This window comes from Vitreoscilla filiformis (assembly GCF_002222655.1).
Lineage (GTDB): Bacteria > Pseudomonadota > Gammaproteobacteria > Burkholderiales > Burkholderiaceae_C > Ideonella > Ideonella filiformis.
This window is the reverse complement of sequence record NZ_CP022423.1, coordinates 1396817-1412460: the sequence shown is the minus strand read 5'-3', so window position 1 is coordinate 1412460 and position 15644 is coordinate 1396817. Positions and strand designations below refer to the sequence as shown.

The window sequence follows — 15644 nt, the reverse complement described above, 5'->3', positions numbered from 1 at the left end:
GCGCGATTATAGGAAAGCGTCACCTGGGCGTCGATGGCGGCAGCCCCTCAGCCGGCGTGGCCAAGCCACGGGCACCCGCGTGCCCCCACGCCTGGGCCGTGGTGTGCAGCAGGCGCTGGGCGATGGGGGAGAGTCGAGCCCAATGGGGCAGGGGCAGGGTGAAGATGTCGAAGGCATTCATGGCGTGGGCGCGTCGCAGCGGAGCAGTGGCTGGCGCGGATTCTGAACAGAGCCCGCCCCCAACGCCATCCGAGGTTACCGAGGCAACGCCCTGCCCCACGCCGCTCAAGCCAGCACCGACACGCCTTCTTGGTGCTGCAAAAAACGGAACAAATCAGCGACGCGGCGGGCCTGCATCTTGGACATCATCCGGCCCCGGTGCTGCTCGACCGTCTTGAGGCTGATGCCCAAATCGAAAGCGATCACTTTGTTGGCCTTGCCCAGCATCACAGCATCCAGCACATCGCGCTCACGTGGCGTAAGGCTGCCGAGGCGCCGACGCACGTCGGCGTGTTCCTGCGCCTGCGCCCGATTCGCCCGGCGACGCGCCACCGCCGCCACGATCCAATCGATGAGCCGTTGTTCATCGAACGGTTTTTGCAGGAAGTCCAGCGCCCCAGAGCGCATGGCCCGCACCGCCATCGGAATGTCCCCATGGCCCGAGAGGAACAGGATGGGCACCTCCTCATGGCGCTCGTTCAGCACATCTTGCAATTGCAGGCCGCTCATGCCGGGCATGCGCACGTCGAGTAACAGCACATCGCAGTGGAGTGCCATCGGGTCGGCCAGGAAACTCGCGGCATCGGCGTAGGTGCTCACGCGCATGTCCAACACCTCCAGCAGCATGCGCAGCGAGGTGCGCACCATCGCGTCGTCATCCACCACGCAGATGAAGGGCGGGCGCAGGCGGGTCGTGGGGGGCATCGGCGGCATCGGCGGGTTCCAGCAGGCAAGGCAAGGTCACATGAAACACCGTCCCACCACCCGGGGCCGCGTTGGCCCAAATCTGGCCTCGGTGCGCCTCGACGATGGAGTGGCAGATGGCCAATCCCATCCCCAGGCCATCGACCTTGGTGGTGAAGAAGGGCGTGAAGATTTTCCCGGCATCGCCTGACGGTAAACCTTGCCCATGGTCACGCACCGACAGGGCCACGTATCCGGGCTTACCCTGGGTGCTGTCGATGTCCAGCCAGCGCTCGCCCGGGGTTTCGCGCATGGCTTCCAGCCCGTTGCTCACCAAGTTCAGCAGCAATTGCTCCATTTGCACCCGGTTGGCCAGCACTGCGGGCAGCCCTGGCGTCAGCGTCAAGCGAATCTGCGCGCCCAAACGCTGGGCCTGCCACTCGGCCAACCGCTGCACGCTGGCCACCACGGTGTTGAGGCACACCGCCTCCGCGTGCGCCGGCGCCTTGCGCAAAAACTCGCGGATGTGCTGGATGATGCGCCCCGCCCGCAGCGATTCGTCGGCGATGAGCTGAACGGTTTCCCGCAGCGCTTGCGGGTCGCGCAGACGCGGTTTGTCCAGCCGGTGCAGTGCCGTGGCGCTGAACGTGCGAATCGCCGCCAGGGGCTGGTTCAGCTCATGCGCCAGCGCAGCAGCCATCTCACCCATGCTGGCCACACGCGCACTGTGTTGCATCTGCTCGCGCCAGTGCGCCAGCTCTTGCGCTTGGGCTTTCGGATCGTGGACATCCCGCAAACTGCCCAGCAGACGCAGGGCCCGCCCCGTCGGGCCGCGCTCCATGACCCGACCACGCAGCCACACCCAACGCTCCCCACGCTCGCGGGTCTGGATGCGCACCTCCACGTCGATGCGCTCCGACTGCCCCTTGATGTGCGTCACGATGGCCCGATCCAGCAACGCCCGATCCGCCGGATTGACCAGCTCGTTCCAATAACTGGGGGCTTGCTCCTGCGGTCGGGGCGTGCGCCCGAGTTGCTCGCTGAGTTCGCTCGAAATGTGGAACCGGTTGGCGGCCAAATCCCACTCCCACAGCGCGTCGCCATGGCCTTCGAGTGCAAAGCGCCAGCGCGCTTCGCTGGCCTGGAGCTGGGCCAACAGCGCGTGCTGCTCGGTCACGTCATGCACCACCACCACCGCGTGAACCTGGTCGGACAGCCGCACCACCGACACGAACACCTCCGCCAAAAAAGCCACGCCATCGGCCCGAACGTGGCGTTCGCCACTGGCCTGCCAGTGCGCTTGGCGGAAATAGTGCCGCGCTTGGCGACCGTCTTGCAGCAGTCGGGCCACGGGCTGGCCCAACAAGGTGGCGCTGGTGTGGCGGTACAGCGCCAAAGCGGCATCGTTGGCGGCATTGACAGCCCCGTGCCGATCCAGCAACAAAATCGGAAACGGTGCGCCCTGGAACACCGCTTGGTAACTCGCCTCCGCTGCCCGCAGCCGACGCTCCTCGGCCTCGGACTGGGTGAGGTCACGCACGCACATGCAGGCCAATTCACCGCCTGGATCGGGCAGCCAATGAATCGCCAACGCCACGGGGAAGCGGCTGCCATCGGCACGCCGGTGAAACCGCAGGGGCACATGCTCGCGGTGGCGCTCGAAAATCTCATCCACCGCCGTGCGGTCGGTGACGAGATCGTCGTAGCGCAACTCGCACAGCACAGGTTCGGTGCGCCCGTAAAGCCGCTGCGCCGACGGGCTCGCCCCCAAGATGCGCCGATCCCCCCGGCGCACGATCAACAAAGCATCAAACGACACCGCCAACAGCGCCCTCACCCACGGATGACGGGGGCCAGCAGCGGCGTTCGCTTCAGCCGGTTCAGCCGGGCAGGTGCTCGCCGTCACGGTGCTCCCTTTGCAGGCTGCTCACATCGACCCATTTGGTACACACCGCCACCACCACCCCGTCGTCGGACAGCATGGGGAAGCGCAGCGCGATGAACTGTGTGGCGCGACCATCCGGCAGCGGTAGCGCCTCGTGCAGCTCGGTGGCCGCGCTGGTGCGCAGCACCTCCAAATCCCGCTCACGGAAGATGCGGGCAATTTCGGCTGGAAAGATCTGCTGATCCGTCTTCCCGAGCGCGTCGGCTGCGCTCAGGCCGGTGAGCTGGTGCAAAAAGGCCGCAAAGCGCGGATTGAGCATCTCGTAGCGCCCGGAGGCATCTTTCACCGAAATCAAGGTGGTCGAGAAGGTCATGATCGCCATGAGGCGCTTTTCCTTGTCGCGCAGCTCACGCTGAATCTCGAACAGGGGCGTTTCGTCCAGCAGACTCAGCACGCAGCCGCGCATTTCACCTTGGTTCGTCAAGCGGGGCGAGGCGTGCAGCAGGTAGTGGCGCTGGCCCTCGGTCAGCTCGCGCTCGACCGCCCGGCGGCTGGCGATCACCTCATCCACCGCCTCCAGCACCGCGTTCAGGCGATGCCCGGCCAGCACATCGCGCAAGCTGTCCCCGACCCGCGAGGGCGAGAGGTTGAACAACCGCGTGGCCGTGTCGTTGTAGCGCAGGAGGCGCTGCTGTTCGCCCACCACCACGATGGCGTAATCCACACTGCTTTGAATGCTCTCCAGGTCGGCGTTGGCTTCCGCCAATTCGGCGCTCTTGATCTGCAACTCCTCGTTGACCGTGGTCAGCTCCTCGTTGGTCGATTGCAGCTCCTCGTTGGCCGCTTGAAGCTCCTCATTAGCCGCCTGCAATTCTTCGTTAGAAGCTTGCATTTCTTCGTTGAGCGCTTGGGTCTCTTCGTTGGAGGTCTCCAGTTCCTCGATCACCGTTTGCAAGTGTTCGCGTGTGGCGATCAGCTCGTCTTCCAAGTCCTTGGTCACCAGCCCGGGATGCAGATCGTCCGAGCTGCTGGCGCGGGTGGGCTCGCCGGGCGCCACGGGTTCGAAGCCGATCAGCAGCATCGGTTCGGCTTCACTGCCGGGGATCGGGTGAACCGCCATGCGAAAAGGGGCGCCATCGCTTTCGGTGACGTGGGTGCGCCCCATCACCGATGCCCGTTTGTGCTGCGCCTGGTGAATCAGGGTCTGCAACTCGGTGCGCCATTCTTTGCGGATGAGCGACAGCAGGTTGAAATCCACCCGCCCCGGTGCCAAGCGCAAAAATTCCCCCACATCCCCAAACACATGGCGCAGCTCCATCTGCGCATTGACCATGACACTGGGCGGCACGTACACCCCCGCCGCTGCGGCGAAGAAACGCTCCTCCAGCGTGCGCGGTCGGGGTGCCAGCGCGCCACTGCGGTGAACCGGCACGGCGTCCATCATCAGCGACACCACGGTGGATTTGGCCACCGGTGTGTCCCGCCGACGGAAGATGCGCTGATCGCGCTGCACCGTGTCAAACAGGTTTTCGCGCTGGTAAACGGTTTCGGATTTGCCCAGAAACAGCAACCCCGCTGGGGCGAGCGCGTAATGGAAAATATCCAACACCCGTTCTTGCAGCGAGTTTTGGAAGTAAATCAGCAGGTTGCGGCAGGAGACCAAATCGAGCCGCAAAAAGGGCGGATCCTGCACCACGTTCTGCCGCGCAAACACCACGGTTTCGCGCAGCTCTTTGCTGATTTCGTAGGTATCGCCGTTGGGTTTGAAATAGCGCGCCACCAGCGCCGGTTCCACCCCGGACAGGCTGGCCTCCGAGTAATGCCCACGCCGTGCCAAACCCATCGCGGCCATGTCGATGTCGGTGGCGAAAATCTGGATTTTGTAATCGTGTCGCGCAGCGCCCAGTAATTCAAACAGCAAGATGGCGATGGAGTACACCTCTTCACCCGTGGCGCAGCCGGGCACCCAAATGCGGATTTCATCACCCGGTTGTTTGGCTGACAGGCGATCGGCAAGCGCCTGCTTGAGCGCAACGAAGGATTCGGTGTCGCGGAAGAAGGAAGTCACGGAAATCAGGATGTCTTTGCACAACTGCCCCAGCTCGTCGGGATTCTTGCGGGTGAGTGCGATGTAGTCGTCTAAATTGGCCACGCGGTTGGCGGCCATGCGCCGCAGGATGCGGCGCCAAACGGTCGATTCTTTGTAACCCGAAAAATCGACCTTGGTATAACGCTGCACCTTGGCCAGCAGCGTTTTGAGCGTGGCCGGGCTGGTTTCAGCAGAATTGGGCGGCTGGATTTGGCCGTGCGTGCGCACCAGCCGGGCAATTTCCCGGGCAATCTCTGCGGGCGGCAGCACCCAATCGACGCACTCGGTGTCGATGGCGGCCTGGGGCATGCCGGTGTATTTGGCGGTGCTGGGCTCTTGCGCAAACGTCAGCCCGCCACTGGCTTTGACGGCCCGCAGGCCCGAAGCCCCGTCCGACCCGGTGCCGGAAAGGATCACGCCAATCACATCCTCCCCACGCGCCTCGGCCACCGCGTAGAGGAAGGCGTTCACCGACGGTTTGGGCAACACTTCTAACGCCGGTTCCACCAAGTGGAAACGATCGTCGCGAAAATCAAGGTTGCGATTGGGCGGCGTGGTGTAGATGCAATTCGGCTCGGGCACCATGCCATCTTCGATCTCCTGCACCTGCATCGTGGTCTCGCGCCCCAGCAACTGGGCCAGCATGCTGCGGTAGGTGGGAGACAGGTGCTGAAGGATGACGTACGGCACGCCCAAATCGGCAGGCAGGTGCGAAATCAGCACCGACAGCGCCTCCAAGCCGCCCGCCGAAGCACCGATGGCCACCATGAACTGGCGCCTCAGCAACGCGCCCGGCATGGACAGCGCCGCCTCAGACGCTGCCTCGGATGCGGCGTCTGAGGAGGTGCCGCAAACGGGGGCATCGGGCGAATGGCCCGGGACGGGCTCGATGATGTCCGGCATGGCTGGGTCTCCTGAAGCGCTGCGCTCTCCTCACCCCAGACATGGGGGGGCTTGGCACATACCGCTTAATTTTAGGAGACCCCCCCTGGGCCGCAGGCTGCCGCCGCATGCCCGCCCCGGGGGTGGGGTTCAGGGAAAACCCTAGACTGGAAAGATGTCAGTCCCGGCGGCTGCCGCGACGCATCCCCACGTTGATCAGCACCAACACGCCGGCGGCCATCAACGCCCAAGCGCTGGGTTCCGGCACCGAGGACACCGACGCCGATGCCAGCGCCATGTTCAGATCCCCCTTGAACGGCTGCAAGTGGATCTCACCGCGCTGGGTGATGCGATCGACGAACACCCCGCCCTCGATGTTGTTGTAGTTCGTCATGGTGGCATCGGTGGCCAGCACCGAACCGCCGAACTGGGTGTTGAACGTCAGGTTGCTGGCGTTGTAGAAGTTCCAGATCGTCTTGGAGCCGATCGCCGCTGCACTGCCGTTGAGGAAGTTGGCGTTGATCGTGGCCGAGGTCACGTCGGAGTTGAACACCACGGTACTGGCGTTGCCGAGGTTGAATTGGAATTCACCGTAGCGCAGCAGCGTGTCGTCCACGGCGGTGAGGTCGAACACGGCCAGGCCGTTGGCGTTGGCCACGGCGGTGAAGGTGACGCGGTTGCCCGACACCGTCCAGTAACTGCCGGTGGAGGACAGCGCTTGCAGCCCATCGCTGGTGCTTTCCAGCACGCTGGCAAAGTCGGTCGATTGGGCGGTGCTGACTTGGGTCGCCGCCGCCGTGGCGTTCATCGTGCCGCTGTTGGTGTTGACCCCCGACTTGGTGCCATACACATACGAGCCACCCGACCCATTGAAGTTGGTGTTGCTGGCGTTGCCCGTGATCACACTGGCGCCGCTGTTGATGTTGCTGTTGCTGAGGTTGCCCAGGATGGTGGCACCGCCCGCTGTCACACTCAGGCCGCTGGCTGAGCCGTCCACCGTCAGGCCGGCGAAGCTGGAGCTGGGCATGTCGTTCGGGTGCATGGCGAACACGGCGCCGTTGCCCGTGAGGTTGCCCCCGATGTAACTGCGCCCGTCCACATGCGAATCGATCGTGGCGTCACCCAGCGTCACCAAGTTGAACTGGTTGATCACCTCAGCAGCGGTGAGGGACGTTCCAGCACTGGCCGTGGCCATGGCCAAGCTGGTCAGTGCGGTGGCAATCAGGCGGACGTTCGTTGACATGGCCGTCTTTCAGGGTTGGACTCAACGCGTCCGATTGTCCGCCCAAATTGAAAGTCTTTGTTACAAGACAAGAAATGCGTCAGGGTTATCCCGCATCTGACACCGACACCAAGGGGTCGTCCACCATGCTCGACACCAACGATGGCCGCCCCACGATCAGCGGATCCACCGGCCCAATGGTGGACTGCCCCTTCTTGGCATAAGGCATGCGGTGCAGCACGTAGCGCATGGCATTGAGGCGCGCACGCTTCTTACAGTCCGACTTGATGATCGTCCAGGGCGCATCGGACGTGTCGGTATGGAGGAACATGGCTTCTTTGGCGCGGGTGTAGTCATCCCACTTGTCGAGGCTGGCCATGTCGATGGGGCTGAGTTTCCACTGTTTGAGCGGGTGCAGTTGGCGCCCCGGATGCCCCGACTGCGGCGATGCCCTCTCTCCAGCTGAGTTTCCACTGTTTGAGCGGGTGCAGTTGGCGCTCTTTGAAGCGCCGGCGCTGCTCGTCCCGGCTGACCGAGAACCAAAATTTGAACAGGTGGATGCCCGAGCGCACCAATTGGCGCTCAAACTCAGGCGCGTGGCGCAAAAACTCGTCGTACTCGGTCTGCGAGCAAAAGCCCATGACGCGCTCGACGCCCGAACGGTTGTACCAACTGCGGTCGAACAGCACGATCTCCCCACGCGTCGGCAGATGCGAGATGTAGCGCTGGAAATACCACTGGCCGCGTTCGACTTCGCTGGGCTTTTCCAAGGCCACCACCCGTGCGCCGCGTGGGTTCATGTGTTCCATGAAACGCTTGATCGTGCCGCCCTTGCCAGCCGCGTCCCGGCCTTCAAACAGGATCACGACACGCGCTCCGGTCTCTTTCACCCACGCTTGCAGCTTGAGCAGCTCAACTTGCAGGCGGTACTTCTGCTGCTCGTAGTTCTTGCGCGACAGGCGGTTCTTGTAGGGGTACGCCCCATCACGCCAGCGGCTGGACAGCTCCATGTCTGGATCCACCGTCCCCACGGGGCGCGAGGGTTCCACTTGTTGCAACGCCCGGCGCAGCGCACGCACATCGTCGGGCGAGGCGCCCGCCAGCAGCGTTTTGAACTGGGTCAGCCGGTCGGGCTGCTGGCTGGCCAGCAGCTCGCGGGCCACTTCGACTTGCACCGCACGCGCACCTTCGATGGCGGCGGTCACGCTGCTTTCTTCGGGGGTCACACTGGCGGCGACCGGCGGTGCTGGCGGCGCTTTGCTGCGGGCCTTCTTGCGCACGGGCGCATCGGCCCGAGGACTGGAAGAGCGCGACGACGACGCCCGGGACGAGGACTTGGAGGACAGCTCAGGGGAAGATTCTTGCGACATGGCGGGCACAGTGGATCAGCACAATGGACATGGTCTCATGATGATCCACCGCCGCCCACCAGTCTTGAGCCGTATCAAGGCAGCGAGGGCTGGCTCAGAAATAGTGCGCTTGCTGGGCCTGCGCCTGCCGCCGCTGGATGGCGTACGACGCCACCTGTTGGAGACTGTCCAAATCCTGGGTGACGTTTTTGGAGAACTCGGCCAACTGGTGCTCCAGCATGCGCTGGGCTTCTTCCATCCGCCCCGCTTGGTACAACGCCACCACGTTGGAGGCGGCGTAGTGGAACATCTTGTGGTGGCTGGTCAAGGCGGTGAAACCGGGGAAGCGCCCCAGCTTGGTTTTGCCGGGGCCGTGGATCCAGCGGCCCAAGTCGCACCGATCGTCAAAACAAATCGTTTCTGGGGAGAACGCTTCCTGCGAGCGTCCGGCCAAATACGCCTCCAGCCGCAGCTTCCAGTTCTCGTGGGCAGACTTTGCCATGTCGATGTCCAAGCCCAGCATGGCCTCGCGCATGTCCACATCTGACGGCGGGCGGGTATCGGTGGCTTCATCAACACCGAAAAAAATCTTGAGCAACTGGAACATAAACAGCTTCCTGCAATCCGGGAAAACGAGTGCGATCATCATCAAAACGCCTTGCAAGGCCATCCTTGATGTGCCTCAAGGCTTGTCCAGTCCCCGCGCAGATCCTGACATCGGTTTGACACACAAACCCCCAGGGGCATCTCGATGCAGGCCCGACGTCCACAAGGGGACAATTCACGCCCTCTGATTTGCGGAATTTCTCATCATGACGACACTTGGAACTCCCCTGTCGCCTTCAGCCACCCGCGTGATGCTCCTGGGCTCAGGCGAATTGGGCAAAGAAGTGCTGATCGCCCTGCAACGCCTGGGTGTTGAAACCATCGCGGTGGATCGCTACGACAACGCCCCGGGCCAGCAAGTCGCCCACCACGCCCGCACCATCACCATGAGCGACCCGACCGCCTTGCGGGCGCTCATCGAAGCCGAACGGCCCGATCTGGTGGTGCCGGAAATCGAGGCCATCGCCACCCCCGAGCTGCAAGCGCTGGAAGCCGAAGGCCGCGTGCGCGTCATCCCGACGGCCCGCGCCGCCCGGCTGACCATGGATCGTGAAGGCATCCGCCGCTTGGCTGCCGAAACGCTGGGCCTGCCCACCAGCCCCTACCAGTTTTGCGACACGCTGGCCGAGCTGCAAGCCGCCATCGACGGGGGCATCGGGTATCCCTGCATCGTCAAACCAGTGATGAGCAGTTCGGGCAAGGGCCAAAGCAAAATCGACGGGCCCGCCGATGTGCAAAAAGCCTGGGACTACGCCATGGCCGGTGGCCGCGTCAGCCATGGCCGCGTCATCGTGGAAGGGTTCATCGATTTCGATTACGAAATCACCCTGCTGACCGTGCGCGCTCTGGACACCCACGGCAGCGTGCAAACCCACTTCTGCGCCCCCATTGGCCACGTGCAGGTGAGCGGCGACTATGTCGAAAGCTGGCAGCCGCACCCGATGAGCCCTGCGGCGCAAGCCGAAGCCCAACGCATCGCCAAGGCGGTGACGGACGACCTGGGCGGCCAAGGTCTGTTCGGCGTGGAACTGTTCGTCAAGGGCGATCGGGTGTGGTTCAGCGAAGTCAGCCCGCGCCCGCACGACACCGGCATGGTGACGATGATCACCCAATGGCAAAACGAGTTCGAGCTGCACGCCCGCGCCATCTTGGGCCTGCCGGTGAGTACAGCCCTCAAGAGCCCAGGGGCCAGTGCGGTGATTTATGGCGGGGTCGATGCCACCGGCGTGGTGTTCGACGGGGTGGAAGCCGCTTTGGCGGTGCCCAACTCCGAGGTGCGCTTGTTTGGCAAGCCGGAAAGTTTCGTCAAGCGCCGCATGGGCGTGGCGCTGGTGCATGACGCCGATGTCGAAGTCGCCCGCAGCCAAGCCAAGCTGGCCGCCAGCCTGGTGAAGCCCCGTGTCCGCTGACGTGCAACGCCACAGCACGTTCGAGGACGTGCAAGCGCTGATCACCGGCACGCTGTTCATCAGCCTGGGCTTGGCGCTGTTCAAGAGCCTGGGGTTGATGACGGGCGGCACCGTCGGCTTGGCGCTGCTGGCGCACTACGCCACTGGTGAACCGTTCGGGCCGATGTTCTTCCTCATCAACCTGCCGTTTTACGTGCTGGCGTGGCAGCGCATGGGGCGACATTTCACGCTCAAAACCATGGCCGCCGTCGGGCTGCTGACGCTGCTGACCGAAAACCTGCGGCTGGGGCTGCACCTGCAAGCCATCGAGCCGGTGTTCTCCAGCGTGGCAGGTGGCTTGTTGGTGGGGACGGGTTTCATCATCTTGTTCCGCCATCGGGCCAGCGTCGGGGGGTTGAACGTGCTGGTGCTCTGGTGCCAAGAGCGCTTTGGCTGGCGGGCCGGCGTGGTGCAACTGCTGATCGATGCCAGCATTTTGCTGGCTGCGTCCCCGTGGTTAAGCTGGCGGCAGTTGGCGCTGTCCCTGCTCGCTGCGGGGGCGATGAACTTTGCACTGGCGGTCAACCACAAGCCGGGGCGCTACACCGCGTTCTAAAGCCATCGGGTGCCGTTTTGGGGGGTGACACTCCCAGGCTGACCCGCGTCAAATCCGGGGCCGCGATCGCCACGTACAAGTCCGGTCACTGAAGCAAAACCCCCCTCACGAGGATTTCGCCATGATCTTCATGCCCTGGAGCCGTGACCTCTCGCTGGGTCTACCGGCCATTGACGCCCAGCACCACTGGCTGGTGGACACCCTGAACGCCCTGCACACCGAACTGGCCACGCACGAACCCGACCGGGCCCTGATAGGCCAGGTGCTGGAAGGGCTGATGGACTACACGGTGAACCACTTCGTTGCCGAAGAAGTGCTGTTCGAACGCTACCGTTATCCCCATGCCCAGGCCCACAAGGCCCTGCATGACCAGTTCACCCGCCGCGTGATGCACATGCTCACCGACCACGAGGCTGGACGCTCCCAAGGCGGCGAGGTGGTCTCACTGCTCAAGGAATGGCTGATTCAGCACATCATGGGCGCGGACAAAGCCTACGCTCCGTTCCTGAGCGCCGCCGAAGAAACCGAGCGCCTGATCGCCTTGGCTCGCCGCCAGCGGCTGCGTTCACCTCGGGTGGTGGTGCCACTGCTGTCACGCGCTGCCCGCAAACGCCGCGCTCGCCAAGCGGAACGCACCTAAGGGAACCAGATCAAGCGGTGGCAGAGGTGGATTCGGGGGGCGCCGCGATGAGAAACAGCTCGGCCAACTTGCCTTGCATCCGCACCGACACGCGGTGGTAATCGGTCGCCATGAGGTGCTGGGCGGTGGCGACGTCCCCCGCCTGCATGGCCTGCACGATCTGCCCAGCCAACTGGTGGAACTGCGCGTGCGCGGCCTTCAGCTCCGGCAGCAGCGCGGGATCTTCCAACACTTGGCAGCCCGGGCCATGCAACCAGTGGCCCAATACGCACACATCATCACGCGCCACCTCAGCGGCATCGAAGGTTTCGGTGCTCTGGCCTTGGACGTAACCCAGCAGGCGCCCCTTCCAAGCTTGGTGGGCGCGAATCGCGGCCACAAAGTCCAGCCCACCGGCCTGGGCCTCCCCATCGGGCAGATCGTCCTCATGATCGTGGGGATTCAACGTGGAACCAGCTCCGAGTTCGCTGGCCGTCGTTTCCACTGCCTTGGCCGCGCTGTCGCCGTGCCGACGCGCCCGGGCCGCTTTGGCCCGCAACCATTTGATCATGCCCATTGCCGCTCTTTCTGTGACTCACACGGCCTTGTCCGACGGAGTCTCCAACAGGCGCCGCAGCTTGACGAAGGCCAAGGCCGCCATGATGGCATCGTTAACCGCGTCGTGAGCATGGCGCGTGGGCAACTGGAGGTCCGACATCAGCGTCGCTAGACGTAGATCAATACTGGCACCGTGTTCGTAGACGCGCAGGTTGCGCTGCTTCCATCCGTAGTAGAGCGCGGAAATCTCCACCTTCGGCTGCGGCAGGAACACCCCCAGCATCGGAAAAATGGCCCGGTTGATCAGCGCGACGTCGAACTCCAAGTAATACCCCACCAGCGGACGCGAGCCAATGAAATGCAGCAACTGGCGCATGGCTTCGTCGGGTTCCAGCCCGTTGGCGACATCGCGTTCGCGCAGCCCGTGGATCTTGACGGCCTCGGCGGAGATCGCTTTGTCCGGCTTGACCAACAGGCTCAAGCGCTCGCTGGTCATCACCCGATGGCCTTTGATGCGCACAGCACCGATGGAAATGATCTGGTCGGTGCGCGGGTTCAGGCCCGTGGTTTCGCAGTCCACGGACACCCATTCGTCGTCCGGGGGCGGGTCGTACATGAAGCGAAAGCGCTGATCCCCCAAGTGGTAGAGCATCCACTCCCGCTTGAGCGAGAGCCAGGGGCGCTGCCACAGCGGTGGAGGGGCCAACAAGAGTGAGGAACGGGGCTGGGTCATGGCGAGGCCTGGGGATCAGGAAGCAAAACGGTTCAAAGCATGTCCAGACGGAAACGCTGGTACAGCATGTTTTTGAAGCGCTTGACCACCCCCAGCGCGTCTTTGAGCAAGTCGCGGTCGAGGCTGCTGAGTTGGTCCATGGCGATGCCGCCAGGTTTTTCGCCCCGCGCCAAAGCAGCCAGGCCGACTTTGAGCTTGAGGCCCATGAAAAAGTGCAGGCTGTCCAGCAGCTCGCCGGCCAGGTCGGCGGGCAGGCGCTCGGCCACGGCCAGGGCTTCGATGCGCGCCACGGTGCTGGTGGCGTTGATGCGATGCGCCAGCGCCAAACTGCGCACGCCATGCACCAGTGGGAAGGTGCCGGCTTTCTTCAAGTCCAGCAGGTTGTCATCGCCCAGGGACAGCAGCCGGTTCCACCAGCCCGACGCCATGTCGAACGCATTGATCGAGCCGGCAAAGCGGGCCATCAGCGCGTCGTTGTCCATCAGCAGATTGAAGACCTCGTCGCGCACCCCTTCGAGCAAATTGGCGTCCCCGCACACGGCATGGGCGTCAATGAAAATGGCCAGGGCCATCAAGCTCTCCGCCGATGGCATGAGCAGCCAGCGCCGCACGGTTTGGCCAAAATCCCCCGCGCTCTGGCGCCACTCGGGGTTGCTGATCATGATGCGCCCGGGGCATTCAGGGTAACCAAAATCGGTGAGCGCATCCGAAAAGCGCTGGCAAATTTCGGCCAGGTTGGCGGGAGGCTCGTAGCCATCGCGCCACACCAGCCCGTTGTCTTGGTCGGTTTTGAGCAACTGCTCTCCCCGCCCCTCGCTGCCCATGACGAACAGGCACGAGTTGGCCACCAAGGCGTGAGGCGCCACCAACTGCCAGGTGCGCTCGAACAGTTGGGCGTTCAGTTCCTGTACCAACCGGGCGATCATGCGGACCTGGGTGCCGCCCCTGTGCAGCAGCGCAATGAGATCCGTGATCTGTTGCGCGGCTTCTTTGAGGGTGGACAAATCCTCCGCATCCTGGATTTGGCGCGTGATCAGGTACGAGTGATTGGACAAGAACCCCAGCAAATCGAGCTGATCCAGCGTGCCGGAAATGCGCTGCTCCTGCACCACCACCACCCGGCGCACGCGATGGCGAATCATGGTGGCCAGCGCGTCAAACAGATAGTCTTCGGGCCGCACGCTCACCAATTGGTAGGTGGCCAGCTCGCCCACGGTGAGCCGATCCAGTGGGGTGCCATGCAGGATGGCCGCTTGCAAACCCGTGGTGGAAAACAGCCCCAAGCGAGGCGGATCGCTGGCCGCATCGCGCACCAGGACGTGGTTGATGCGCTGCGTCTGGAACAGGCGGGCAACGCTGACGATGTCCAACGTCGCGTCCACCTCGCGCACGGGCCGCACGGTGGCTTGCTGCACCCGCGCCAGCGTGATGGATTGCATCTCATGCTGGCTTCCACGCTGGGACAGGGCGCTGAGCTTGTTCGACAAATCCGCAAACAGCAACGCCCCGAACGTGGCATTGCTGGAAATCAGCTCGTTGACGGCCTCGCGCTTGAGTTCGTAGGCCAGCACTTCCTCGGCAGCGACAAATCGCCCCGACACTTTGCCCGACACCAGTGCCCGGCCATCGAAACTGTCCTCGGGCCCGTAGGTGACGACCAATTCGTCGCCGTCCATCTGACGCACCACGCCCTTGATGACCACAAAAAGATGCGTCGGAGCCACGCCAGGCTCCAGAATCACGTCCCCTTCGCGGAAATAGGCGATGTCGATGTTGTCGCGCACGAGTTGGCGCTCGTCGCTGGTGAGGCAATCAAAGGGTGAACTGTTGAAATTGAATGCGGAAGGCACGGCGGCTGTCCCCTGGTTGAATTGCTGTTGTCCTGTCGGCCGGGCAAACGGACGATTGTGGGGAGGCCGGGCTGACGTGAGGCTGTTTCAACACAAGTTTCTGTCGGGTTCACACCCCCCTAGTTTTTTGTCAAATTTCACCTGGAAACCCGCCTGGCCGTGCTGGCCATCGACTTGCTAAGAACGCGAAGTGCTTGGTGTATCGTCGCCCGGGAAGGCGACTGGCCCCTTCGCCCTTCTTTACCTTTTGCATCATCAGGACACGCGCATGAAACTCTGGGACTGGCTGCGCACCAAAGTCGGACGCCCTTCGCGCTCCGCGCTCTCCTCCGACTTCGCCACCACCAGTCGCATGGACACCAACGGCCCGACGACCATGCTGATGCAGGACAGTCGCTTGATGCAGGATCTGGCCCAACTCCATGCCGAAAACGAGGAGGACGAGGCCAACGCCAAGGAAGCCGCTGGGGGGTTGGATTTTGTCGCTGCCATCCGTGTTCACCAGGCGTGGCGCGGCCGGCTGACGGCCTTGATCGACAAGCCGACCAAGGAGCGTTTGTCGGCCCGGCAGGTCGCCCGCGACGATTTGTGCGATTTAGGCCAATGGCTGCAAGGCCCAGGACGGCGCTTGCATGGCACCGACCCCTTGCTCAATGCTTTGACCTCGGCGCACTCGCGCTTCCACTACCTGGCGGCCCAGGTGCTGTACGCCGCCCAGATGGGCCACAGCGAACAGGCCAAGCAAATTCTCAACACGGATTACCACCTGGCTTCGGTGCGGTTGCAAGGCAAATTGGCGGAGCTGTTCGTGAAGATCGAAACCCACGAAGCCCTGGGGCGCAACCAGCGTTACAAAACCCCGGTGCCTGAGCATCTGCGCTCGGCCCGTGCGTGGATGGACACCCAGCCGCCCGGCACCGATTGAGCGATGGCGGTGGGGGCTG

The 15644-nt window shown here is 63.5% G+C and carries 13 protein-coding genes and 1 pseudogene; 4 read left to right on the top strand and 10 right to left on the bottom strand.

Features of this window, described 5'->3' with window-relative positions; all coding sequences use genetic code 11:
• Window positions 1–19: 19 nt before the first annotated feature.
• From VITFI_RS17865 to VITFI_RS06650, 7 genes and pseudogenes are all read right to left on the bottom strand, one after another.
• On the bottom strand, window positions 20–181 hold the full coding sequence (locus tag VITFI_RS17865) for a hypothetical protein (protein WP_157725586.1): 162 nt from the start codon (window positions 179–181) through the stop codon (window positions 20–22).
• A 104-nt stretch (window positions 182–285) separates the two neighbouring features.
• Window positions 286–924 (bottom strand): response regulator transcription factor, encoded by a 639-nt coding sequence (locus VITFI_RS06675; protein ID WP_089418002.1) that lies wholly within the window; start codon window positions 922–924, stop codon window positions 286–288.
• Window positions 875–2809, bottom strand: coding sequence for a PAS domain S-box protein (locus VITFI_RS06670; RefSeq protein WP_089416315.1), 1935 nt, complete (start codon window positions 2807–2809; stop codon window positions 875–877). Before VITFI_RS06670 ends, VITFI_RS06675 begins: the two co-directional genes overlap by 50 nt.
• Complete coding sequence (locus tag VITFI_RS06665; protein WP_089416314.1) at window positions 2784–5780, bottom strand: chemotaxis protein CheB; 2997 nt, start codon at window positions 5778–5780, stop codon at window positions 2784–2786. Before VITFI_RS06665 ends, VITFI_RS06670 begins: the two co-directional genes overlap by 26 nt.
• A 157-nt stretch (window positions 5781–5937) precedes the next feature.
• Window positions 5938–7002, bottom strand: a complete 1065-nt coding sequence (locus tag VITFI_RS06660; protein WP_198301652.1) for a choice-of-anchor A family protein — start codon at window positions 7000–7002, stop codon at window positions 5938–5940.
• 85 nt (window positions 7003–7087) lie between these two features.
• Window positions 7088–7991, bottom strand: a pseudogene (locus tag VITFI_RS06655) (polyphosphate kinase 2 family protein).
• Between the two features lie 454 nt (window positions 7992–8445).
• Window positions 8446–8937 (bottom strand): CZB domain-containing protein, encoded by a 492-nt coding sequence (locus VITFI_RS06650; RefSeq protein WP_157725585.1) that lies wholly within the window; start codon window positions 8935–8937, stop codon window positions 8446–8448.
• A 205-nt stretch (window positions 8938–9142) separates the two neighbouring features.
• Here VITFI_RS06650 and purT point away from each other — a divergent pair, with 205 nt between their 5' ends.
• The 3 genes from purT to VITFI_RS06635 all read left to right on the top strand — a co-directional run bounded on the left by purT (window position 9143) and on the right by VITFI_RS06635 (window position 11580).
• Entirely contained in the window at window positions 9143–10345 is a 1203-nt protein-coding gene (purT, locus tag VITFI_RS06645) for a formate-dependent phosphoribosylglycinamide formyltransferase (protein WP_089416312.1), read from the top strand.
• A complete protein-coding gene (locus VITFI_RS06640; protein ID WP_089416311.1) occupies window positions 10335–10940 on the top strand; it encodes a YitT family protein in 606 nt (201 codons plus the stop codon). Before purT ends, VITFI_RS06640 begins: the two co-directional genes overlap by 11 nt.
• 121 nt (window positions 10941–11061) lie before the next feature.
• The gene (locus VITFI_RS06635) at window positions 11062–11580 is read left to right on the top strand and encodes a bacteriohemerythrin (protein WP_089416310.1); all 519 of its coding nucleotides are present in this window, start codon (window positions 11062–11064) and stop codon (window positions 11578–11580) included.
• Window positions 11581–11590: 10 nt separating this feature from the next.
• Here VITFI_RS06635 and VITFI_RS06630 read toward each other — a convergent pair whose 3' ends face one another.
• The 3 genes from VITFI_RS06630 to VITFI_RS06620 are packed head-to-tail and all read right to left on the bottom strand — an operon-like array spanning window position 11591 to window position 14700.
• A complete protein-coding gene (locus tag VITFI_RS06630) occupies window positions 11591–12136 on the bottom strand; it encodes a CZB domain-containing protein (protein WP_089416309.1) in 546 nt (181 codons plus the stop codon).
• 18 nt (window positions 12137–12154) lie between these two features.
• Window positions 12155–12850, bottom strand: a complete 696-nt coding sequence (locus VITFI_RS06625) for a 3'-5' exonuclease (protein ID WP_089416308.1) — start codon at window positions 12848–12850, stop codon at window positions 12155–12157.
• Window positions 12851–12882: 32 nt separating this feature from the next.
• Window positions 12883–14700 (bottom strand): DUF294 nucleotidyltransferase-like domain-containing protein, encoded by a 1818-nt coding sequence (locus tag VITFI_RS06620; RefSeq protein WP_089416307.1) that lies wholly within the window; start codon window positions 14698–14700, stop codon window positions 12883–12885.
• Window positions 14701–14968: 268 nt separating this feature from the next.
• On the opposite strand from VITFI_RS06620, the gene VITFI_RS06615 reads away from it, so the two are divergent.
• Window positions 14969–15625 carry a CZB domain-containing protein gene (locus tag VITFI_RS06615; RefSeq protein WP_089416306.1) on the top strand — a complete coding sequence of 219 codons (657 nt, stop codon included), beginning with the start codon at window positions 14969–14971 and terminating at the stop codon, window positions 15623–15625.
• Window positions 15626–15644: the final 19 nt, after the last annotated feature.